Origin of the sequence: Frankia sp. Hr75.2 (assembly GCF_949319125.1) — a bacterium.
In the GTDB taxonomy this organism is placed as follows: Bacteria; Actinomycetota; Actinomycetes; order Frankiales; family Frankiaceae; genus Parafrankia; species Parafrankia soli.
This window is the reverse complement of record NZ_CASGGV010000011.1, coordinates 102,784-124,903: the sequence shown is the minus strand read 5'-3', so window position 1 is coordinate 124,903 and position 22,120 is coordinate 102,784. Positions and strand designations below refer to the sequence as shown.

22 protein-coding genes are annotated in these 22,120 nt (G+C 73.2%); 17 read left to right on the top strand and 5 right to left on the bottom strand.

What is annotated here, in order from left to right; genetic code table 11:
• Positions 1-134: 134 nt before the first annotated feature.
• Positions 135-653, bottom strand: a complete 519-nt coding sequence (locus tag AC559T_RS01405) for a DUF6542 domain-containing protein (protein ID WP_071059293.1) — start codon at positions 651-653, stop codon at positions 135-137.
• Positions 654-1,189: 536 nt separating this feature from the next.
• On the opposite strand from AC559T_RS01405, the gene ychF reads away from it, so the two are divergent.
• On the top strand, positions 1,190-2,266 hold the full coding sequence (ychF, locus tag AC559T_RS01400) for a redox-regulated ATPase YchF (protein WP_498867455.1): 1,077 nt from the start codon (positions 1,190-1,192) through the stop codon (positions 2,264-2,266).
• A 20-nt stretch (positions 2,267-2,286) separates the two neighbouring features.
• On the opposite strand, the gene AC559T_RS01395 is transcribed toward ychF, so the two are convergent.
• Entirely contained in the window at positions 2,287-3,468 is a 1,182-nt protein-coding gene (locus AC559T_RS01395; RefSeq protein ID WP_498867454.1) for a heparan-alpha-glucosaminide N-acetyltransferase domain-containing protein, read from the bottom strand.
• Positions 3,469-3,578: 110 nt separating this feature from the next.
• Between AC559T_RS01395 and AC559T_RS01390 the strand changes: the two genes are divergently transcribed.
• Genes AC559T_RS01390 through AC559T_RS01375 form a run of 4 tightly spaced genes read left to right on the top strand, consistent with a single transcriptional unit; the run spans position 3,579 to position 7,551 of the window.
• Entirely contained in the window at positions 3,579-4,550 is a 972-nt protein-coding gene (locus tag AC559T_RS01390; RefSeq protein ID WP_498867453.1) for an ABC transporter ATP-binding protein, read from the top strand.
• Positions 4,543-5,844 carry an ABC transporter permease gene (locus AC559T_RS01385; protein WP_498867452.1) on the top strand — a complete coding sequence of 434 codons (1,302 nt, stop codon included), beginning with the start codon at positions 4,543-4,545 and terminating at the stop codon, positions 5,842-5,844. The genes AC559T_RS01390 and AC559T_RS01385 overlap by 8 nt, the downstream gene beginning before the upstream one ends.
• Positions 5,841-7,163: an ABC transporter permease gene (locus tag AC559T_RS01380; protein ID WP_498867451.1), complete on the top strand. Its 1,323-nt coding sequence runs from the start codon at positions 5,841-5,843 to the stop codon at positions 7,161-7,163. The genes AC559T_RS01385 and AC559T_RS01380 overlap by 4 nt, the downstream gene beginning before the upstream one ends.
• 43 nt (positions 7,164-7,206) lie before the next feature.
• On the top strand, positions 7,207-7,551 hold the full coding sequence (locus AC559T_RS01375) for a DUF952 domain-containing protein (RefSeq protein WP_071059302.1): 345 nt from the start codon (positions 7,207-7,209) through the stop codon (positions 7,549-7,551).
• Positions 7,552-7,584: 33 nt separating this feature from the next.
• On the opposite strand, the gene AC559T_RS01370 is transcribed toward AC559T_RS01375, so the two are convergent.
• Entirely contained in the window at positions 7,585-7,884 is a 300-nt protein-coding gene (locus AC559T_RS01370) for a 4a-hydroxytetrahydrobiopterin dehydratase (RefSeq protein WP_498867450.1), read from the bottom strand.
• Between the two features lie 300 nt (positions 7,885-8,184).
• On the opposite strand from AC559T_RS01370, the gene AC559T_RS01365 reads away from it, so the two are divergent.
• The 6 genes from AC559T_RS01365 (at position 8,185) to AC559T_RS01340 (ending at position 14,582) form a co-directional block, all read left to right on the top strand.
• Entirely contained in the window at positions 8,185-8,616 is a 432-nt protein-coding gene (locus AC559T_RS01365) for a (deoxy)nucleoside triphosphate pyrophosphohydrolase (protein WP_071059441.1), read from the top strand.
• 194 nt (positions 8,617-8,810) lie between these two features.
• Positions 8,811-10,652 (top strand): translational GTPase TypA, encoded by a 1,842-nt coding sequence (gene typA / locus AC559T_RS01360; RefSeq protein WP_112105112.1) that lies wholly within the window; start codon positions 8,811-8,813, stop codon positions 10,650-10,652.
• A gap of 157 nt (positions 10,653-10,809) precedes the next feature.
• Complete coding sequence (gene mshB, locus AC559T_RS01355) at positions 10,810-11,727, top strand: N-acetyl-1-D-myo-inositol-2-amino-2-deoxy-alpha-D-glucopyranoside deacetylase (protein WP_112105113.1); 918 nt, start codon at positions 10,810-10,812, stop codon at positions 11,725-11,727.
• A 232-nt stretch (positions 11,728-11,959) separates the two neighbouring features.
• The gene (locus AC559T_RS01350; protein ID WP_200835123.1) at positions 11,960-12,991 is read left to right on the top strand and encodes a S1C family serine protease; all 1,032 of its coding nucleotides are present in this window, start codon (positions 11,960-11,962) and stop codon (positions 12,989-12,991) included.
• A gap of 190 nt (positions 12,992-13,181) precedes the next feature.
• Positions 13,182-13,733 (top strand): DUF6113 family protein, encoded by a 552-nt coding sequence (locus tag AC559T_RS01345; protein WP_498867449.1) that lies wholly within the window; start codon positions 13,182-13,184, stop codon positions 13,731-13,733.
• A 135-nt stretch (positions 13,734-13,868) separates the two neighbouring features.
• Entirely contained in the window at positions 13,869-14,582 is a 714-nt protein-coding gene (locus AC559T_RS01340) for a flavin reductase family protein (RefSeq protein ID WP_112104646.1), read from the top strand.
• Between the two features lie 4 nt (positions 14,583-14,586).
• Here the strand turns inward: AC559T_RS01340 and AC559T_RS01335 are convergent, their stop codons facing one another.
• A complete protein-coding gene (locus tag AC559T_RS01335) occupies positions 14,587-15,591 on the bottom strand; it encodes a transglutaminase family protein (protein WP_498867448.1) in 1,005 nt (334 codons plus the stop codon).
• Positions 15,588-16,061 (bottom strand): putative acetyltransferase, encoded by a 474-nt coding sequence (locus AC559T_RS01330; protein ID WP_498867463.1) that lies wholly within the window; start codon positions 16,059-16,061, stop codon positions 15,588-15,590. The genes AC559T_RS01335 and AC559T_RS01330 overlap by 4 nt, the downstream gene beginning before the upstream one ends.
• A gap of 88 nt (positions 16,062-16,149) precedes the next feature.
• On the opposite strand from AC559T_RS01330, the gene fdxA reads away from it, so the two are divergent.
• Genes fdxA through AC559T_RS01300 form a run of 6 tightly spaced genes read left to right on the top strand, consistent with a single transcriptional unit; the run spans position 16,150 to position 22,117 of the window.
• A complete protein-coding gene (gene fdxA / locus AC559T_RS01325; RefSeq protein WP_018502185.1) occupies positions 16,150-16,473 on the top strand; it encodes a ferredoxin in 324 nt (107 codons plus the stop codon).
• Positions 16,474-16,532: 59 nt separating this feature from the next.
• The gene (dapC, locus tag AC559T_RS01320; protein WP_498867447.1) at positions 16,533-18,419 is read left to right on the top strand and encodes a succinyldiaminopimelate transaminase; all 1,887 of its coding nucleotides are present in this window, start codon (positions 16,533-16,535) and stop codon (positions 18,417-18,419) included.
• Positions 18,420-18,478: 59 nt separating this feature from the next.
• Positions 18,479-19,351: a 2,3,4,5-tetrahydropyridine-2,6-dicarboxylate N-succinyltransferase gene (locus AC559T_RS01315; protein ID WP_498867462.1), complete on the top strand. Its 873-nt coding sequence runs from the start codon at positions 18,479-18,481 to the stop codon at positions 19,349-19,351.
• A 5-nt stretch (positions 19,352-19,356) separates the two neighbouring features.
• A complete protein-coding gene (dapE, locus tag AC559T_RS01310; protein ID WP_112104643.1) occupies positions 19,357-20,487 on the top strand; it encodes a succinyl-diaminopimelate desuccinylase in 1,131 nt (376 codons plus the stop codon).
• A gap of 38 nt (positions 20,488-20,525) precedes the next feature.
• The gene (locus AC559T_RS01305; RefSeq protein ID WP_112104642.1) at positions 20,526-21,524 is read left to right on the top strand and encodes an LOG family protein; all 999 of its coding nucleotides are present in this window, start codon (positions 20,526-20,528) and stop codon (positions 21,522-21,524) included.
• Entirely contained in the window at positions 21,521-22,117 is a 597-nt protein-coding gene (locus AC559T_RS01300) for an LOG family protein (RefSeq protein ID WP_020458522.1), read from the top strand. Before AC559T_RS01305 ends, AC559T_RS01300 begins: the two co-directional genes overlap by 4 nt.
• The last annotated feature ends 3 nt before the right edge of the window (positions 22,118-22,120 follow it).

Genomic DNA, 22,120 nt, shown 5'->3' with positions numbered 1-22,120 from the left:
CTGGACGCCGGCACCACGCGGCCGCATCGTTCGCCGGGGGATCGCGGCCCGCGGCAGTGGGCCACGGAAAGGGCACCGTCGGGGCGAGGGGCCGTCGGAGAGTGGCGGCGGAGCGCGCGCTACTGGGGCGGGCTCTACTGGGGCCGGCGCCTGCGGGCCGCGGCCGACTGGGCGAGCGAGCGCTGGCGCTCGCGCCGCGCGACCTGCGCCCGGCGCCCGCGCACGGCCGCGATCAGCGTCACGAGGACGACCGCCGTGAGCAGCGCGGGAGCGTGCAGGATCATCTCGGAGCCGATGTCGATCGCCCGGTTGCGCAGCCCGGCGCTTCCGTCGCCGGCCGCGGGGTTCAGGAAGCCGACCACTACCGTGATCACGGCATACGCCAGCGGCGGCATGATCACGACACCGATCAGGTCGTCGACATGGACCCGCACCGCGGCCAGCACGCAGGCGGCCACAAACAGGACACCGAAGACGTAACTGAGATTGTCGAAGAGGAGCGAGTCGACCGCGGCGCCGATTCCGCCGACCACCACGGCGACCAGTCCCGCGCCGAGCGCGGTCAGGCCCCGGCGCGTCCCCGTGACGACGGTGGGGGGCGGCGGTGATCCGGACCGCGTGCGCGGGCCGGGCGGGTACGAATCATCCGGCACTCGGGTACGCCCGGACCTTCCCGGCGGTCCGGCGGGCTGCCGGTGAGGCGGCGTACTCACCCAGGCAACGTACCGTCCCAACTTTGCGGCTGCGTCAGGGCGATAGGTCAGAGAAGTGAGCACGTCTTGGTAGCTGCACTTTCGGCATTCCGTTATGCACGATGAGCTACCGATCGGTATGACCCGCCGCCATCGGACGGATCGGGCGGGACCGGCCGTCCGGCCGTCCGCGGACGTCGGCCCGACGGCCCGGCGACCCGGAAGTCCAGCGGAGAGCGGGGATCGTGCCTCGTCCCGGCCGATCCCAGGCCGTTGCGACGGCCGCCGCGCGCCGTCCGTCCCGGCCGGGCGGCGCGCGGCGGCGAATACTCTGCCCACGAATGATCCGATGGTGGCGCCGCGGCCATGCGGGCGGCGCGACCGTGCCGCGACCGTGCCGCGGTGGCGCCGCTGTGGCGTCGCGGGAGCGGCGGTGGCATTGCGACCGGGACCTCCGCGATCGGGGCCGGGCGCGATCACCCGTAGACTGCTCGGTCATGGGTCTGTCGATAGGCATCGTCGGGCTGCCCAACGTCGGCAAGTCCACGCTTTTCAATGCCCTGACCCGTAACGAGGTCCTGGCGGCGAACTATCCGTTCGCGACGATCGAGCCCAACGTGGGCGTCGTCGGCGTGCCGGATCCGCGTCTCGCGAAGCTCGGCGAGATGTTCTCCAGCGCGCGGGTCGTCCCCGCGATGGTGAGCTTCGTCGACATCGCCGGCCTGGTCAGAGGTGCGTCGGAGGGTCAGGGCCTGGGCAACCGCTTCCTTGCGAACATCCGCGAATCGGACGCGGTCTGCCAGGTCGTCCGGGTCTTCTCGGATCCGGACGTGGTCCACGTCGAGGGCAACGTCGATCCGGCCTCCGACATCGAGACCATCAACACCGAACTCGTGCTCGCCGACCTCCAGACCATCGGCGCGCGGCTGCCGAAGCTGGAGAAGGAAGCTCGCCTCGACCGGTCGAAGCAGCCCCTGCTCGCCGCGATGAAGGCGGCGCACGAGGTGCTCGACGCCGGGCGGCCGCTGTCCAGCGACCCGTCGATCGACCGCGCGGAGCTGCGTGAGCTGTTCCTGCTCACCGCCAAGCCCTTCCTCTACGTCTTCAACGTCGACGAGGACGTCCTCGTCGACACCGGTCGACACAAGGAGCTCGCGGACCTCGTGGCCCCGGCCGACGCGGTGATCCTCTGCGCGAAGGTCGAGGCGGAGCTGATCGAACTGCCCGAGGCGGACGCGGCCGAGCTGCTGGCCTCCCTCGGCCAGGACGAGAGCGGGCTGGCGCAGCTCGCCCGGATCGGCTTCCACACCCTCGGCCTGCAGACGTACCTGACCGCGGGTCCCAAGGAGTCCCGGGCCTGGACCATCAGGGCCGGAGCCACCGCGCCCGAGGCGGCCGGGGTGATCCACAGCGACTTCCAGCGGGGCTTCATCAAGGCCGAGATCGTCTCCTACGACGACCTGATGGCGGCGGGCTCCATGGCCGCGGCGCGCGCCGCCGGCCGCGTCCGCATGGAGGGCAAGGACTACGTGATGGCCGACGGCGACATCGTCGACTTCCGTTTCAACGTCTGAAGCCGGCGCCCCGCCCTGGGTCAGGTTCCTCGTTCCAGCCTGACCGCGGGCCGCTGCGGGCTCTGGACGAGGCGGGCTGCCCGGGGGAGCACCGAGACGGCGGCCTCGGCCGGGCCGCGCCGGCCGGTCAGGCGCCAGAGCGTGGCGGCCGTGAGCGCGACGAGGACCTGGAGCGCATACGACCTGGTCGGGTCGGTGGGGAGCAGGTCGGAGGCCATCACCACCACGTGCAGCGAGTAAAAGGTGAGCGTCATCGCGCCGACCGCCGCGAGGGGCCGGGCAAGGGGGGCGCGGGCCACCAGCAACGCCAGGCCGAGCAGCGCCAGCGCGGTCCCGGTGGTGTGAGCCAGGTCGAACGGAGTCGTCGAGTGCGGCGTGTCGACGGCCAGCCACCAGGCGCTGTCGGTGGGGGTCGCGCCGTAGAGACCGGAGTCGATGAACCAGCCCTGCGGCAGGGAGCCCACGCCGGGAACCTCGGCCGGGTCCGCGAGCTCGGTGCGCCCGCCGAGCGGTTCCAGGAGCAGCCAGGAGGCGGCGCTCGCGGCGAGGGCCAGCGCCAGGCCACCGACCAGGAGCCGGGTCGCCACCTGGCGTGAGCGAAGGTCCGCATGGGCCACGGCCATCCCGGCGCAGAGATAACCCAGCCAGGCGAGTGCGGGGTAGACGCCGGTGACCGTCAGCTTCGCCAGGAGGTGTCCGGGCTCGCCCAGCGCGGCGAACGTCGGCGACGACAGGTCCGAACCCGGCAGGTCGTCGCGGACGAACTGGCTGACGACCGGCTCCGCGACGATCGCCAGGACGGCGACCGCCACCAGGACCGGGACGGATGCCCGTAGCAGCGGCAGAGCCAGGACGAACAGCAGCGCGTAGTACACCAGGATCACGGCGATGCCCGAGTCGGCATAGGCGAGGCCCAGGCCGAGCGCCCCGATGCCGAGCGCGCGCAGGAACACCGAGAGCCGGGCCTGGCCCGCGCTCTGCCGCCGGGTGGACAGGACCAGCGCCACGCCCGCCAGCACCGCGAACGCGGCGGCGGCCCGCCCGGCGGCCAGGGTGAACACGGGCGAGATCGCCGGGTTGTCCGACTCGGTGTCGGTGAAGGCGGGAAAGACGTGGGTCGCCACCATGCCGAGCAGCGCCACGCCGCGAGCGATGTCGACACCGACGATCCGTCCGGACCGGGGTGGATTCTCACCGTCCATGTCTCCAGCGTCGCAGGCGGCGGCTCGTCGGGGTTGGACGGTCGGCCCGGTCGCCGTCCGATTCGCCACTGGCGGCCCCGTTTCCGCCGGGTGCGGTTAGGGTTCGCGGAGTGACGGGCAGCGGGTCGCTACCGACGATGGACGCCGCGCCGGTGTTGCGCTGTGAGGGCCTCGTCCGGCGCTTCGGCGAGCGGACGGCGGTGGACGACGTCAGCTTCTCCATCGCCCCCGGTGAGACGTACGGCCTGCTCGGCCCCAACGGAGCGGGCAAGACGACGGCGATCTCGATCATCGCCGGGGTCCTCGCCGCCGACTCCGGGTCGGTCGTCGTCGCCGGCCATCCGATGCGGACCGACGCCGGCCGTGCCCGCGGCGCGATCGGTCTGGTCCCGCAGGAGCTGGCGCTCTACCCGGACCTGACCATTCGGGAGAACCTGCGGTTCTTCGGCCGGCTGCAGCGGATGCCCCGCCGGCACCTCGCACGGCGCATCGACGAGGTCCTCGAGGTGGTCGGCCTCGCCGACCGGGCCCGGGACCGGGTCGACGTCTGCTCCGGCGGGATGAAGCGGCGGGTCAACATCGCCGTCGGACTCCTGCACGAACCGCGGCTGCTCATCCTCGACGAACCGACCGTGGGCGTGGATCCGCAGAGCCGGCATCAGATCCTCGCCAGCGTCGAGACGCTCGGCGGCGCCGGTCTCGCGGTGCTGTACACGACCCACTACATGGAGGAGGCCGAGCGGCTCTGCGACCGGCTGGGCATCATCGACGCCGGCCGGATCGTGGCCGAGGGCACCCGCCGCGAGCTGGTGGAACGCATCGGCGAACACGACCGGGTCGTCGTCACGGCGACCGGTCCGACGGCCGGGTTCGCGGCGGCGGCGGGCGAGCTTCCCGGCGTCCACGCGGCGCGGCCGGTCGACGGCGGTCTGGAGGTGCTCGCGGACTCCGCCTCGGCCCTGCTGGCGCCTCTGGTCACCACCGGTGAGCACCTCGGGGTGACCATCGCCGGCATCGAGGTCGTCGAGCCAGACCTGGAGGCCGTCTTCCTCCACCTGACCGGCCGGGCGCTGCGTGACTGAGCGGCGTCCGGAGCGTGCTCATCCGGTGCTCGTCATCGCCGGCGTCGACCTGCGGCGCCGCCTGCGGAACAGATCCGCGCTGATGATGGGCTTCGTCGGGCCGCTCGTGCTCGCGGGTGTCTTCGGCCTGCTGATCAGCGGGACGTCGTCGGTGACGTTCACGATCGGGGTGGTCGACCAGGACGGATCCGGCCTCACCCGCGATCTCGTCGCGGACCTGACCGCGCCGGCCCGCGGCGACGCCGGCCCGGTGCGTTTCGCGACGCTGGCGGATACGGCGGCGGCGGAGCGCGGGGTGGACGACGGAGATGTCGACGCGGCCCTCGTCCTGCCGGCGGGGTTCGGGGCGGCGGTCGGTGGCGGAGCCATCCGCGCTGGCCAGGCCGCGGGCGACGGGGCGGCCGGCGCCACCGGCGATGACGGGGCGGCCGGCGCCGGCGGGCCGGACGAGGAGGGTGCGGGGCGGGGCGGTCTCACGACCATCACCGTGCTGCGGGATCCGGCGTCGCCGGTTGCCGGCCAGGTCGCCGACTCCATCGCGATCGGCGTCTCGGCGTCGTTCAACCAGGTCGGGCTCGCGCTCGCCGACGTGGCGCGCCGTACCGGGCGCCCGCCGAGCGCCGCGGAGGTCGCCGCCGCCCGCGACGCGGCCCCCGTCCTGACCCTGCGGGAGAGCGGCGTCTCCGGGACGGGCGTCGATCCCGTCGCGTTCTACGGCGCCGCCATGGGGATACTCTTCCTGTTCTTCACGGTCGGGTTCGTCGCGCGCTCGCTGGTGAACGACCGTGACGCGGGCATCCTCGACCGGATCCTCGCCGCGCCGGTCCGGCCCGGGGAACTCATCGCCGGACGCGCGCTGGCGGTCGCCGCGCTCGGAACGTCGGGTCTGGTGACCGTGTGGGCGGTCACCACGGTGGCCTTCGGCGCCCACTGGGGACCCACGGCGGGCGTGCTGCCGGTGCTGGTCGCGACGGTGCTGGCCATCGCCGGGGTGACGCTGGTGGTCGCCTCGCTCGGCCGGACCGAGCAGCAGGTCGGAGCCCTGACCTCGCTCGTGGCGTTCGCCCTCGCGCTCGCCGGCGGGAACTTCTTCGGCCCGGGGCCGAAACCCGCGGTGCTCGACCGGATCTCGCTTCTCACACCGAACGGCTGGTCGCTGCGCATCCTGTCGGACCTGGCGGCCGGGGTGGCGACCGTCGAGTCGGTGCTGACGGCGGTGGCGGTACTGCTCGTCGTCGCCGTGGTCACGGGAGGCATCGGCATGATCCGCGTGCGGCGGGTGATCTTCCGGTGACAGCGGAGACCGCCAGCCACCGGGCCGGTCCCGATCCCGGTCCCGATCCCGGCCGCAGCGCTGGTTCCGGGGGTACCGGCGGCCGCGGTCGCGGCCCGGGGCGTCCACGCGGGTTGCCCGGCGTCTGGCTGCGGCTCGTCGCGGCCTTCGCGTTCACCGCCGTCGTCTGGCGCTCGCTGTCCCGTGATCGGATGGCCCTGTTCTTCCTCCTGGTCCTTCCGATCGCCGTGATGGTGGTGACGGGTGCCGCGTTCGGCGGGGCCGGTTCCATCACCGTGGCGGTCGTGCGCGAGGGTGACGGCCCGGTCACCGCCGCGATCGAGGATCGCGTCTCCACCGCCGCGGGCCTGCGTGAACGGGCCGTCGACACCGTGCGTAACGCCCGTGACCAGCTCCGCCGCGGGGACGTGGGCGCCGTCCTCGTGCTGCCGGCCGGCCTCGACGCAGCCGTGTTCGCCGCCGCGGATCCCTCCCGCGTGTCCGCGGGTGATCCCGGGGAGGTCGAGGTCCTCACCGATCTCGGCAGCGACGTGGGGATGACGGCCCGCACAACCCTGACCGGCATCGTCCAGGACACCGCGGCCACCTTCACGGCCACAGCCGTGTCCGCCCGGCTGACCGGTGCCCCGGTGGCCGAGATCGCCCGGGACCTGGCCCGGACGGCTCCGCCGGTGGCGGTCGCCTCCCGCGACGTCGGAGCCGGTGCCGGCGTCGAGCCGAACCGGTTCTCCGAGGTCGCGCCAAGAAACCTGATCCTTTTCGTCTTCATCAACAGTCTCGCGAGCGCCGCGTTCATCGTGAGTGTCCGCCGCTGCGGGGTCCTGCACCGGGCCGCCTCGACCCGGTCGGGGGTGCCGGCCCTGCTGGCCGGGCTCGCCCTCGGCTGGCTCGTGCTGGCTCTCGCCCAGTCGGCGCTGATCGTCGCGGTGGGGGCGCTCGCGTTCGGTGTCGACTGGGGTGATCCGCTCGCCGGCGGGCTGCTCCTGCTGGCCTTCGCCGGCGTGGGCTGTGGCGGGGGCCTGGTCGTGGGCGCGATCGGGCGCGACCCCGAGCGGACCTCGTCCATCACGCCGTTCGTCGGCATCGTGCTGGGCGCGATCGGGGGGTGCATGGTTCCCCTGGAATTCTTCCCACCGGCCATCGACGCGGTGGCGCATGTGACACCCCACTACTGGGCGGTGACCGGATGGGAAGATCTGATCATCGACGGTGGCGGACTCGCGGATGTCGGTGTCAATCTGGCGGTGCTTGCGGTGATGGCGGTCGCGCTGTCGGCGGCCGCGGCCGCGATCCTGCGCCATCAGCTCGCGCGGGGCTGACGAAACCGCGTCCGTACGGCGCGTGGGAGGGAAGGGCTCGGTAGTGATCTGTCATCTGGTGGGCCGGGACGCATGGGCGGTCGGTCCGGCGAACTACCACCCGCCGAGCCTCGACGCCGAGGGGTTCATCCACTTCTCGGCTCCCGAGCAGGTCCTGGAGACGGCGAGCCGCTACTACTCGGGGCGCTCCGACCTGCTGCTGCTCGTGGTCGACCCCGAGCGGCTCACCGCCCCGCTGCGCTGGGAGCCGGCCAGCGGCGAGGACGACCGCGGCGGGGCACTGTTCCCGCACCTCTACGGGATGATCGATCCGGAGGCCGTGCGGGCCGTCGTCCCGCTCCCGCCCACCGCGGAGGGCACCTTCGCGGTGATGCCGGGCCTGTGGTGACGGGTTCCGCCCCCGTCATGCTCCCAAGGCGACTCAGAAGGCGATGCCGGCGGACCTCAGGATGGCGGAGATCTTGCGCGCCAGCTCGACGTCCAGCTCGGTCACACCACCGACGGAGTGGGTCCAGACCGTGAAGATCGTGGTCCCCGGGCCGCTTTCCACGACCGGGTGATGGTCCATCGCGTCGGCCTCGCGCATCACCTCGTCGACTATGGCCGTCGACTCGTCACCGTCGACAAGGATCTCGAGCCGGATCCGATCGGCGTCGCCGATCCAGCCGGGTAGTGCCTCCAACGCGGTGGATACGGCGCTGTTGTCCAGCCGTGTAGGCATCCGCGACTCCTTCACGTCCGTGAGCGGTGGTCCGGTCTGTGATCCGTGCCGGGCACGGGACCTGCCCGTCCTCGGCCCTTGCGCCGGATGCTGTCACCCGGAAGCGGAATCCGCCACCCTCCGCACACTCATCAGTTCCGTCGGCTACCACTCCGGGCCGTCGCACCGGACAGCGGGGTCGCCCGGCCCGGCCGTCCTCTGGTGGCGGAAAGGTGGCTGGTGGCGGAGGAGCAGGTGGCGAAAGGGTGGCAGGTGGCGGAAGAACGGGTGACGGAAGAACGGGTGGCGGAAAGGCGGCTGGTGGTGGGATCGGTGGAGGAGGGGCGGCTCGTCGTGGCCGTCGCGCTGATCGACGGTGCTCGGCGGGTGCTCGCCGCGCGGCGGGTGTCGCCGCCGTCCCTCGCGGGGATGTGGGAGTTCCCGGGAGGGAAGGTCGAGCCCGGGGAGGACGAGCTCGCGGCGCTGCGCCGCGAGTGCCGCGAGGAACTCGACGTGGAGATCGAGGTCGGGCGCCTGTTCGGGGAGATCGCGCTGCCCCGCCCGGGCTGGCGGATGCGGTTGTGGCTCGGGCGCGTGGCCGCGGGCGTGCCAGTCGCCGCCGAGCACGACGACCTGCGTTGGCTGGGTGTGCGCGAGCTCGACGACGTCCCGTGGCTGCCGGCGGACGCGCCGCTGGTCGACGCCCTGCGGGCCGAGCTCGGGGAACCGGGGGAGGGCCTGCCGGCGTCGTGACGGTCCGCAGTGCGCGGCCCGCGGCCGCGAGTCCGTACCATGGAGTTGGACCGCGGCGGAGCAGACGTCGTTCTCCCGGGCGGGTACCGCCCTCCGGGGGGTGCTGCCGAAGATCGCGGTCCCTCATCCGACGAACCGTTTCGGGGTCCTAGGGTAGTGCCCTGAAGCCCCATGTTGCCCCGGAGCTCATTACCGTGCCCGTACGCGCCGATCTTCGTAATGTCGCGATCATTGCCCATGTCGACCATGGCAAAACGACTCTTGTTGACGCGATGCTCCGGCAGTCCGGCGCGTTCGGTGAGCGTGGTGAGGCCACCGACCGGGTGATGGACTCGATGGACCTCGAGCGCGAGAAGGGGATCACCATTCTCGCGAAGAACACCGCCGTACGTTTCGGTGACGTCACCATTAACATCATCGATACTCCCGGCCACGCCGATTTCGGCGGCGAGGTGGAACGCGGTCTCGCGATGGTCGACGGCGTGCTGCTGCTCGTGGACGCCAGCGAGGGCCCGCTGCCGCAGACCCGGTTCGTGCTGCGCAAGGCGCTCGCCGCCCGGCTGCCCGTCGTGCTCGTCATCAACAAGGTCGACCGGTCGGACGCCCGCATCAGCGAGGTCGTGGACGAGGCCTACGAGCTCTTCCTCGACCTCGACGCGGACGAGGACCAGATCGACTTCCCGATCGTCTACTGCAACGCCAAGGCGGGGCGGGCGTCCACGACCCGCCCGGAGAACGGCACGAGCCCTGACTCGCCTGACCTCAAGCCGCTGTTCGACCTGCTGCTGGAGGCCATCCCGGCGCCGTCCCACACCGAGGGCGCGCCGCTGCAGGCGCTGGTGACGAACCTGGATGCCTCGCCGTACCTCGGCCGGCTCGCGCTGTGCCGGGTGCACAACGGGACGATCACCCGGGGGCAGACCGTCGTGCTGTGCCGGGTGGACGGCAGCCAGCAGCGGGTGAAGATCACCGAGATGCTGATGACCGAGGCCCTGGAGCGGGTCCCGGCCGAGCAGGCCGGCCCCGGCGACATCATCGCCGTCGCGGGTATCCCCGACATCATGATCGGCGAGACCCTGGCCGACGCCGAGGACCCGCACGCACTCCCGGTGATCACGGTGGACGAGCCGTCGATCAGCATGACGATCGGCGTGAACACCTCGCCGCTGGCCGGCAGGTCCGGCAAGAAGCTGACCGCGCGCCTGCTGAAGAACCGGCTGGACGCCGAGCTCGTCGGCAACGTCTCCATCCGGGTGCTGCCGACCGAGCGGCCGGACACCTGGGAGGTCCAGGGTCGTGGCGAGCTGGCGCTGGCCATCCTGGTCGAGCTGATGCGCCGCGAGGAGTTCGAGCTGACGGTCGGCAAGCCCCAGGTGGTGACCAGGGAGATCGACGGGAAGGTGCACGAGCCCGTCGAGCGGCTGACCATCGACGCCCCGGAGGACTACCTCGGGGTGCTCACCCAGTTGCTGGCGCTGCGCAAGGGCCGCCTGGAGCAGATGGTGAACCATGGGACCGGCTGGATCCGGCTGGAGTACCTCGTCCCGGCCCGCGGGCTGATCGGGTTCCGGACGGAGTTCCTCACCGAGACTCGCGGCACCGGGCTGCTGCACCACGTCTTCGACCGGTACGAGCCCTGGTTCGGTGAGCTGCGCACCCGTGCGACCGGCTCGATGGTCGCGGACCGGTCGGGCGTCGCGACCGCCTACGCCCTGTTCAACCTGCAGGACCGCGGGACGATGTTCGTCGCGCCGACGACCGAGCTCTACGAGGGAATGATCGTCGGTGAGAACTCCCGGGCGGACGACATGGACGTCAACCCGACCAAGGAGAAGAAGCTCACCAACATGCGGTCCTCGACCGGCGACGAGCTGGTGCGGCTCACCCCGCACCGTCAGCTCTCGCTGGAGCAGGCGCTGGAGTTCTGCCGCGAAGACGAGTGCGTCGAGGTGACCCCGGCGACGGTGCGCCTGCGCAAGGTGGCGCTCGCCGCGTCGGAGCGGGAGAAGCTGCGCTCGCGTCGCCGCACCGGCTGACACCGACCCGCCCGGGAAGCCCGGGAAGTTCAGGAAGTCCGGGAAGCGGGCCTGCTCTCAGGGAGTCGGCCCGCTTTCCGTGGTGGGCCCGCTTTCCGCGGTGGGCTCGGTGCGCGGGGGCCGGAGGCGCTGGTCCGGGGCCGCATAGGGTCGCGGGGTGACGCAATCCGCCGAAACGGTGCTGCCGCCGCGCCGCGTGCTTTTCGTGCATGCCCACCCGGATGACGAGGTCATCTCGACCGGCGTGACCATGGCCTCCTACGCGGCTCGGCCCGACACGCACGTGACTCTCGTCACCTGCACGCTCGGTGAGGTCGGTGAGGTTCTGGTTCCCGAGCTGATCAACCTCAGGTCGGATCTCGGTGACCAGCTCGGCGGGTACCGGATCGGTGAGCTCGACCGGTCCTGCGCCGAGCTCGGCGTCACCGACCACCGTTTCCTCGGCGGCGCCGGCCGGTGGCGGGACAGCGGCATGATCGACACTCCGGCCAACGACGACCCGCGCTGCCTGTGGCGCGCGGACCTCGACGAGGCGTCGGCGGCCCTGGTTCAGGTGGTGCGGGAGGTCCGTCCACAGGTTCTCGTCACCTACGACGAGAACGGCGCCTACGGCCACCCGGATCACATTCGGGCACATGACGTGTCCGTCCGGGCCTTCGCCGATGCCGCGAACCCCGACTTCGCGCCGGAAGCCGGCCCGCCGTGGCAGATCTCCAAGTTCTACGAGACGGCCACGCCCAAGTCGTTCGTCCAGGCTGGTATCGAGTATTTCCGGGAGTCCGGGGGCGAGAGCCCGTTCGGCTCCGCCGAGTCCGCGGACGACATTCCGCTGGCGGTTCCCGACGAGATGATCACCACCGAGATCCAGACCGACGAGTACCTGCCCGCGAAGGTGGCGGCGATGCGGGCACACCGCACCCAGATGGCGGTGGACGGCTTCTTCTTCGCGCTCGCCGACGGCATCGGCAAGCGGGCCTGGGCCGCCGAGCACTTCGTGCTGACCCGGGGTGAGCGCGGCCCGGGAACGGAACCCGGCGCCCGCGAAACCGACCTCTTCGCCGGCCTCCCCCTCTAGCTCTGGCCGCCCTGGCGCTTCGGGCCAGGGCGGCTCCGGCGCGCCGCTCGGGTCGACCGGGGCGGCTCGGCGACATCCAGGACTCACCCGGCCGCCACATCGCCGGGCGGCGCCGGCGCCGGCGGGCGGGGTGGGGTGGGGTGGTTATGCCGACGGCGGACGCCTCGGCGGCAGGATCCGCTCCTCGCTTGCGTTGATTGCAGTGCAACACTGTAATCGCGAGGAGGATCGGATGGACGCAGGCGCCACCGCCAACCCGGGCCCCGAGGACCAGATCGCACTCCCCGACGAGACCGCGCCGTCCGGTGATCGTGGTGAGGCGGCGCTGGACGCCTACTCCCGTGTGGTGACCCGGGTGGCCGAGCGGGTCGGGCCGAGCGTGGGAAGCCTGCGGGTGCGCACCTCGCGTGGCGCCGGAGCCGGTTCCGCGGTGCTGTTCACCGAGGACGGGTTCCTGCTCACCTCCGCGCATGTCGTCGAGGGACGTCCAGGCACCGGCCGGGCCGGCGAGCCGGTCGGCACGGTGGAGTTCGTCGACGGGACCGAGCGTGCCGTGGACCTGGTGGGAGCCGACCCGCTCTCCGACCTCGCCGTGCTGCGGGCCCGCGGCTCCACACCGCGCCCGGCCGAGCTCGGCGACGCGGCGACGCTGCGGGTCGGCCAACTCGTCGTCGCCGTCGGCAATCCGCTGGGGCTGACCGGGAGCGTCACCGCCGGCGTGGTCAGCGCCCTGAACCGCTCGCTGCCGACCCGCTCCGGTTCGGCCGTGCGCGTCGTGGACGAGGTCATCCAGACGGACGCCGCGCTGAACCCGGGAAACTCCGGCGGGGCACTGGTCACCGCCGACGGCCGCGTGGTCGGGGTGAACACCGCCGTCGCCGGCGTCGGGCTCGGCCTGGCCGTCCCCGTGAACGCCACCACCAGGCGCATCCTCGCGGCACTGATCCGGGATGGCCGAGTCCGCCGCGCCTACCTCGGTGTGGCCGGTGCCCGGGTGCCGCTCCCGCCGGCCCTGGCCGAGCGGACGGGGCAACGCCACGGCGTGCGCCTCGCGGAGGTGGTACAGGGTAGCCCAGCCGGGCAGGCCGGACTGTTCACCGACGATCTCGTCCTGTCGATCGCCGGGACGCCCGTCGCCGGCCCGGGCGATCTCCAGCGACTGCTGACCGAGGACACCATCGGACAACCCGTCGAAATGACAGTCTGGCGTCGCGGCGCCCTCGTGGACGTCATAGCCGTGCCCCGGGAACTCGTAACCCCGTAGGGCACCGACCCGGAGAAGCCGGCAGCGGAACGGGGCCTGGCGCCGGGGCGGCCGGCTGGCGGGCGGTGCGAGATCGACGGTTCGGCCTCGGCGCGTGATCGGGCGGTCCATGGCCTACTGTCGGGGAATGCCCCGTCCGACGCTTGGCCACGGTCACGACGCGAGCGGTGATCCGGCTCCGTCGACGGCCTTGACGCCTTCGAAGGAGCGTTCCAAGCCGTCCGCGCGCCGGCAGGGGAGGGCCACCCCGGCCACCCCGGGCGCCCCGGCCACCCCGGGCGCCGCTGCCGGCCGGGCCGTCCCGGCCGCCGCGGTGCCGGGGCCGCCCGAGGAGCCCCATCGTGCCTTCCTCGGTGTCTCGTACGCGTTCGGCATCGTGGCCGGGCTCGTGCTCGGGGTGTACGGCGTCGTTCTGGTGCCCTCCGGCCCGCGGCCGGGCGGGACGCTGATCTCCATCGGCCTGCTGCTGGCGCTTTTCGGTAACACCGGGGTGCCGTTTCTGGTCCGCTGGCTGACCGGTACCCGGCTCGGGGCGATGATCCCGCTTGTCGGCTGGATCCCCGTCGTCCTGCTTCTCGCCGCGTCGCGTACCGAGGGCGACCTGCTGCTGAAGGCGACCGCTACGGGCTACCTCTTCCTGGGGATAGGCGTGTTCGCGCCGGTGGTCGTGGCCGTGTTCGGGCAGGCGCGGCGCGGCCTGACGGCGCTGCCGCCGCGTCCCCCGACGGTGCCCCCCCGCTGAGGGCGGCCGGGAGGAGCGTCCGCGCGGTCGGCCGGGTGACGGTGGGGCCGTGGGCCCTGCCGGGGTTGTGCCGATGGTCACCGAGGTGTCCCGACAGGGCGGTGGGGCCACTTCCGCCGCTGTAGCGTTGCCGCCGTGGCCAGCCCCGCGCGCCAGCCCCTGCCCGAACCCGCTCCGGCGGAGACGGCCCGCGCGCAGCCGTGCCCGGCCGAGCTCCAGCCCGGGCCCGACCTCCCCGCCGCCGGCTCCCTGGACGGCCCGACGGCTCCGGACGGATTGGCCGTGCCCGACGCGGCGGCGTTCCGCCGGGTGGTCGGCCGGTTCGCGACCGGTGTGACCGTCCTGACCACGGTTGTGGACGGGCACCAGCTCGCGATGACGGCCAACTCCTTCGTCTCGGTCTCCCTCGACCCGCTGCTCGTCCTCGTCAGCGTGCGTCAGGACGCCCGGTTCCACGCCCCGCTCCTCGACGCCGGGGTGTGGGGGGTCTCGATCCTCGCCGCCGACATGGATCAGGCGTCCCGCGACTTCGCCCGCCGCGGCGCCGACCGGCCCACCGACGACGGGTACGGGGGCGACGGGCGGTCCGGCGGTGGCGGGGGGCAGCTCCTGGGCTGGCGGTACTCGCTCGGCGCGCGGACCGGGGTCGCCCTGCTGGAGGGCGCGCTCGCCGTCCTGGAGTGCAGGACCGTCGCGACGCATCCGGGCGGTGACCACACGCTGGTGATCGGAGAGGTGGTCGCGCTGGCGGCGCAGCGGCCGGATGCCGCTCCGCTGATCTTCTACGAGGGCTCGTACCTCTCGGCCGACCAGCCGGCTCGCTCGCGCCGGGCCGGCTCGTCCTCGTAAGCCTTCAGTTCAGGCGGGCGCGGGCGGCCGCGGCGGCGTGCCGGGCGGCCGCGGCGGCGGCGGGTTCCACGGTGGTGACCGCGTCGGCGAAGTTGGTCAGGTCCGTCGCGCCGCCGAGGAAGTCGCCCAGCCGGACGCGCAGCTCGCCCCGCTCGCGCCGCAGCACGGCGGGGTGGCGGGGCAGCAGGAGCGAGAGCTCCACCGCCCACAGCCTGGTGCGTGGGACGTCGGTGCGTGCCGCGAGCACCCGGATGTTACTCAGGACCCTGGTGAGCAGGTCCTCCGGGGTCATCGGGGCGAGCTGGGCCCGGGTGAACGCCGCGCCGGCCGCGCGCACTCGTGCCGCCGCGTCGTGCACCGTCATGATCTCCCCCCCGGCGTACGGGTCGACGAGGACGTTCTCATGGGGCGCGCCCACCGCGACGATCACGTGGCCGGGCAGCCCGACGGCGTAGGCGGGGACGCCGATTCTGCGCGCGACCTCGATCCACACGATGGACAGCAGGATCGGCAGGCCGCGGCGCCGGCTGATGACGTCGGGCAGCAACGAGGCCCGAACGTCGTCGTAGTCGGACTCGTGCCCGGCGAACCCGGCCCGCTCGCCGAGGGACTCCCGCAGCGCCTCGGCGGCGGCGCGCAGGTCGAGCCCGGTCAGCGTGCCCCCGCCGGCGTCGGTGCCCGCGTCGGCCGCGGTGCCCCGCTCCGCCGGCGCCCCGGAGGCGGCCCCGGAGGTGGCCCCGGCCCCGGAAGCGGCCTCAGTGGCGGCCCCGGCCCCGGAAGCGGCACCGGTGTCGGTACCGGCACCAGCCGCGCCACGGCCCCGCGGAGCGGCCCGGCGGGCCGCGAGGAGGGCGGCGGTGTCGGCGGCCAGGGCGTCGAGGGCACGGGTCGTCTCGGCCGGGTTCGTCTCCGGGCCGGCCTCGGCGGCGATCAGATGACACGCGAGTGCCAGGTCGACGGGTTCGCGGCGGACGACGGTGGCGAACATCCGCCTGCTGTGGGCGCTCACCGCTGGACCTCCACACTCGGGCCGGCGCCGCCCGGGTCGGCGCCACTCGCGTCCCGGTCGCCGCCATTGTCCCCGGTATCGTCGTCACCGGCGTCCGGGTACTCTCCATCCGCGTCGGCGCCGACCTGGCCGTCCGTGCGGAGAGCGGCGGGGCGATCTGATTCCGTGATCTGATCGTTGCGTTCCGCAATGTCGTGGCGAGGGGGCGTTCCGGGCTGGTCCAATGGTGTCGCCCGACCGGGGGGCCGAGGATTGGCCCGCCGGGGTGTCAAGGGCACGACACGCGCCGCTACGAGGGATTCCTCGGGCACACTCACTGTCGTACCGTCGGTGCGGCGGAGGCGGAGTTCGCCTTCCGACCAGGACTCAAGCGTGCCCAGAACATCGCTCAGGGGGAGCGGACCAGAGATACGGCGCCGGATCACGACCCGGGAGCCGATGTCGGCCGGAGTGATGTGGACGACATACACCACTAGTGCACGCCCTTGTTGTCGACACCGAACGGTCCAGGTCGATACTAAGGAATCAGTCGCCCGTGAGCTCGAGGAGGAACGTCCGGTGACCTACGTCATCGCGGAGCCCTGTGTTGATGTGAAGGACAGGGCTTGCATCGAGGAGTGCCCGGTCGACTGCATCTACGAAGGCGGACGGATGCTCTACATCCAGCCTGACGAGTGCGTCGACTGTGGTGCCTGTGAGCCCGTCTGTCCGGTTGAGGCGATCTACTACGAGGACGACGTCCCCGACCAGTGGAAGACCTTCACCGACACGAACGCGTCGTTCTTCGAGGAGCTCGGCTCGCCCGGCGGCGCCTCCAAGGTCGGCGCCCTCGACTTCGACCCGCCCACCATCTCCGCGCTGGCTCCCCAGGGCGAGTCCTGACCGGTTCAGGGGAGTCGGCGAGACCGTCCCGGACGATCAGATCGCCGGGACGGTCGCGGGTGCGGCTGCCCGACTTCCCGTGGGACCACCTGGTCTCGTACAAGGAGAAGGCGCGGTCGCATCCGTACGGGCTGGTGGACCTGTCGGTGGGTACCCCGGTCGACGCGACGCCGGCGGTGGTGCGCCATGCCCTCGCCGGTGCCGCGGACTCTCCGGGGTACCCGCTCACCGCAGGTACACCTGATCTTCGCGAGGCGGCCGCCGGCTGGCTGGCCCGCCGGCTCGGAGTGCTGGTGGAGCCGTCCGCCGTGCTGCCGGTGCTGGGCACGAAGGAGCTGGTCGCCCAGCTTCCCTCGCAGCTCGGCCTGGAGCCCGGGGACCGCGTCTGGGTGCCCACCCCGGCCTACCCGACCTACGAGGTCGGCGCCCTGCTCGCGCACTGCGAGCCGGTCGTCGGCCCCGCCGAGGGTGTCGCCCTCGTCTGGCTGAACTCGCCCGGCAACCCGACGGGGCGTGTCCTGTCGGTGGACGAGATGCGCGCGGTGGTCACCTGGGCGCGTGAGCGCGGCGTGATCGTCGCCAGCGACGAGTGCTACATCGAGCTGGGCTGGGAGGCCCGCGCGGTCTCGGTGCTCCACCCGGATGTCTGCGGCGGCTCCCACGAGGGCCTGCTCGCCGTCCACTCGTTGTCCAAGCGCTCGAACCTGGCCGGGTACCGGGCCGGGTTCGTCACCGGTGACCCCGAGCTCGTCGACGGGCTGCTCCAGCTCCGCAAGCACGCGGGGCTGATGATGCCGTCGCCGGTGCAGGCGGCGGCGACGGCCGCGCTCGCGGACGACATGCACGTCGCCGACCAACGCGCCCGCTACGCCAACCGGCGGGCGGTGCTCGCCGCGGCGCTCGCCGTCGCGGGCTTCACGATCGACCACAGCGAGGCCGGTCTCTATTTGTGGGCCACCCGCGGCGAGGACTGCTGGGCCACGGTGGACGCGCTGTCCAGCGTGGGTGTCCTGGTCGCGCCGGGGAGCTTCTACGGTGAGTCCGGCCGGCGGCACGTGCGGGTCGCGCTGACCGCCCCGGACGCCCAGATCGCCACCGTTCCGGAGCGCATGACCATGCTCCCCGCGGCAGGCGCCCCGAGCGGCGCGCAGGCCGCGCCGGGCTGGGGCCAGCAGCCGGGCGGCTACCCGCCCGCCGGGCCGCCCGGCCCCGCGGCTTCGGGGCCGCATCCGGTGGGTGCGGGCCGCGGCGGTGACCAGGGCTGGTCCTCCGGCCGTCCGTCCGGGTACGGAGCGGGTGAGCCGGCGCGGGCCGACCAGAGCTCCGTCGGTTCGTTCGACCGGTACCGGTCGAGTCAGCCCGATCCGGGCGCCCGGCCGTCCCAGGACTACCGCCCCACCCAGGACTTCGGCTCGGCCCAGGAGTACCGCCAGCCCGAGGAGTACTGGCAGCCTGAGGAATACCGGCAGCCCCAGGACTTCCGGGGAGGCCGGGACGTTCGCTCGGGGCAGCCCGGAGATCCCTACCGGGACCCCCAGGGCGCCCACCGTCGGTCGGGGTCGTACTCCGGTGCCGGTGAGGGTGCCGCCGGGCAGGGCACGCCACCGCCGTACCAGACGGGTCAGCTGCCCGTCCCCTCGTATGAGAACGGCGGCGGCAGCGCGCCGCAGCAGCAACCGCCGCTGCCTTACCAGACCGGGCAGATGGCCGTGCCGCCGTACCAGACGGGGCAGATGCCGGTGCCGCCGTACCAGACGGGGCAGATGCCGGTCCCGCCATATGAGACCGGGCAGATGCCGGTGCCGGTGCCGCCGTACGAGACCGGGCAGATGCCGGTGCCGGTGCCGCCGTACGAGACCGGGCAGATGGCCGTCCCGCGGCCCGGTGGTGGCGAGCAGGGAGACCGGAACACGCCGGGCTGGGGCTCGGAGCCCGACGTCCGCTGACCGCCGCGGTCGCGAGCGCCGCTCACCCCGAGACCCGTAGGGTCTTATCCGTGAGCAGCGTGAGCGGAGCAAACCCCAGCCCATCGGACGCGGGTGTCACGTCCGGCGAAGTCGTGTCTCCCCTGGACCGGGCCATCGACGACCTGTGGGAGCGTCGCGGCGAGCTGACGCCGGAGGACACCCAGGCCCGCAAGGTCATCGTGGGCGCGGTCGACGCGATCGACGCCGGTGAGGCCCGGGTCGCCCAGGTCGCCGCGGACGGCAGCGTCGTCGTCGACGAGCGGGCCAAGCGGGCGATCCTGCTGTCGTTCAAGGTCCTGCCGATGGTCGAGTCGGCCGCCGGGGACTTCCACTTCCACGACCGCGTCCCGCTCAAGACCCGGTTCGACGGCGTGCGGGTGGTGCCGGGCGCGATCGTCCGCTGGGGCGCCCACGTCGAGCCCGGTGCCGTGCTCATGCCCAGCTACACCAACATCGGCGGCTACGTCGGTGCCGGGACCCTCGTCGACACCTGGGCGACGGTCGGCTCGTGCGCCCAGGTCGGGCGCAATGTCCACCTCTCCGGCGGGGTCGGCCTGGGCGGCGTGCTCGAGCCGCCGAGCGCGGTGCCGGTGGTCGTCGAGGACGACGCGTTCGTCGGCAGCCGCTGCATGGTGGTCGAGGGCGCCCGGGTCCGGCGCGGCGCGAAGCTCGGCGCCGGGGCGATCCTGACGGCGTCCACCCACGTCTTCGACGCTGTGACGGGGGAGGAGCACCCGCGCGGGGAGATCCCGGAGCGCGCGGTGGCCGTCGGCTCCAGCCGGGTCCGCTCCTTCCCGGCCGGCGAGTTCGCCATGCCCTGCATCCTCGTCCTGCGCACTCTGGACGAAGGCGAGATCCACGACAAGCTCGCGCTGAACGACATCCTGCGTGAACACGGCGTGGCCTCCTGACCGTCATGGGCCTCGATCTGGCGCTGCCCGTCGGTGAGCTGACGCGTGTCCTCGTGGACGTGCCGTCGGTCAGCGGCGACGAGGGCACGCTCGCGACGGCCGTCGAGGAGGCGCTGCGCTCCCTCGGCGGCCTGGAGATCCTGCGGGACGGCGACGCGGTGCTCGCGCGGACCGGCCACGGCCTGCCCGCGCGGGTGCTGCTGGCCGGTCACCTCGACACGGTGCCCGTCGCCGACAACCTCCCGGCCCGCCTCGACGGCTCCCGCCTGTACGGCTGCGGGACGTCCGACATGAAGGCCGGGGTGGCCGTGATGCTCCGCCTGGCTGCGCTCCTCGGCACCCCGGCGTCGGGGTCGGCGCCGGCGCCCGAGTCGAGGCCGGGGCCGGTCTCGGGGGCGGGGGCGCGGCACGACGTCACCTGGGTCTTCTACGACAACGAGGAGGTCGCGGCCGCCCGTAACGGGCTGCGCCGGCTCGCCGAGCGGCACCGCGACTGGCTCCAGGCGGATCTGGCGATCCTCATGGAGCCCACCTCCGGCGAGATCGAGGCGGGCTGCCAGGGCACGCTGCGGGTCGTGGCCACGGTGCCGGGCCGCCGCGCGCACTCGGCCCGCTCCTGGCTCGGGGAGAACGCCATCCACCAGGCCGGGGAGCTGCTGACCCGGCTGGCGCGGTACCGGCCGCGGTCCGTCACGCTGGACGGCTGCACCTACCGGGAGGGCCTCTCGGCGGTCCGGATCGACGGCGGCGTGGCCGGCAACGTGATCCCGGACAGCTGCCGGGTCACGGTGAACTTCCGCTTCGCCCCCGACCGGGACCCGAAGGCCGCGCTGGCCCACGTGGCCGAGGTGCTGGACGGCTACGACCTGGTGCTCGACGACAGCGCCGGCGGGGCCCCGCCCGGGCTGTCCGCCCCGGCCGCGGCGGCCTTCGTGGCGGCCACCGGGCGGGCCCCGGTGGCCAAGTACGGGTGGACCGACGTGGCGCGGTTCGCCGAGCTGGGCATACCGGCGCTCAACTACGGTCCCGGAGACCCGAACCTGGCGCACACCCGCGACGAGTACGTCGAGGTGGCGGTGATCGAGGAGACGGAGCGCGTGCTCGGCTCCTACCTGGTCGGCCGCGGCACGCCCTGAGCTTCGGGCGTCCGGGCGGATCTGCGTATGGTGCGGACGTGACTCGGCCCGCCCACCCTGATCCGCCGGGCGGCGGATCGACGTCCCAGCCGATCGTTCCGACAGCGGCCGCGCGCCCAGCCGGTGATGGTCCGGCGGACGTCCCCCCGCCCGTTCCCGCCGTCGAGCCCGGGCCCGCGGTTGCTCCCGCGGCCGCGGTGTCCAGGCGTACCCGGCGGGGTGGCGGGCCGCCGCCCGAGCAGCGCCGCGGCCCGGTCACGGCGCGGCGCGGGCAGGTGGAGCACTCCACCACCGACCAACGCCTGCTCGACACCCGCAGCCCGGCCTCGTTCGTCCACAGTGACCCGTGGCGCGTCCTGCGCATTCAGAGCGAGTTCGTCGAGGGCTTCGGGCTGCTGGCGGATCTGCCCCCGGCCGTCACGGTCTTCGGGTCGGCCCGGGTCGGCCGGGACGAACCCGAGTACGAGCTGGGACGCCGGCTCGGTGCCGCGCTGGCCGACGCCGGCTACGCGGTGATCACCGGCGGCGGGCCGGGCACGATGGAGGCGGTCAACCGGGGGGCGCAGGAGGCCGGCGGGCTCTCGGTCGGCCTCGGCATCGAGCTGCCCTTCGAGCAGGATCTCAACGACTGGGTCGATCTGGGCGTCAGCTTCCGGTACTTCTTCGTCCGCAAGACGATGTTCGTGAAGTACGCCGAGGCCTTCGTCATCATGCCGGGCGGGTTCGGCACCCTCGACGAGCTCTTCGAGGCCCTCACCCTGCTGCAGACGGGCAAGGTGACCCGGTTCCCGGTGGTGCTCATGGGCACGGCCTACTGGTCGGGCCTGCTGGAGTGGCTGCGCTCGACCGTCCTCGGCTCCGCCCGGATCAAGCCGGGCGACCTCGACCTGGTGACCATGACCGACGACGTCGACGAGGCCGTGCGCCTGATCCTCGAGGGGACCGGCCGTGCCGGCCCGCCCGCCGCGGCCACCTCCGGCGACGAGACCGCCAGCGAGGTCGGCGGGGCCGCCGCGGCCGGTGGGGCGCCCTCGTGAACGTCTGTGTGTACTGCGCGTCCTCGGACCACATCGATCCCGCGTTCGTGCTGCTCGCCGCCGAGGTCGGCACGGAGCTCGCCCGGCGCGGGCACGTGCTGGTCTCGGGCGGCGGCTCGGTGTCGTGCATGGGCGCCCTCGCCCGGGCCGCGCGGGCCGGCGGCGCGCACACGGTCGGCGTGATCCCCGAGACGCTGCTGGCGATGGAGGTCGGGGACACCGACTCCGACGAGCTGATCGTCACCGCCACGATGCGCGAGCGCAAGGCCGTCATGGACGACCGCGCCGACGGGTTCCTGACCCTGCCGGGCGGGCTCGGCACCCTCGAGGAACTGCTCGAGATCTGGGTGGCCGCGGTGCTCGGCCTGCACGCCAAACCGGTCGTCATCCTGGATCACGACGGCGTGTACGCGCACCTGCGCATGCTCGTCGAGGACCTGGTCGGCCGCGGCTTCGTCCGCCCGCCGGCCCGCGACATCCTGATCTGGGCGACCAGCGTGCCCGAGGCCTTCGACATCCTCGAGGCGGGCGCCGGCGCGGGCCGCGGCGCCGCCCGGGTGCCCACACAGGGCGAGGTCGCCGAAGGCGAGTAGCGC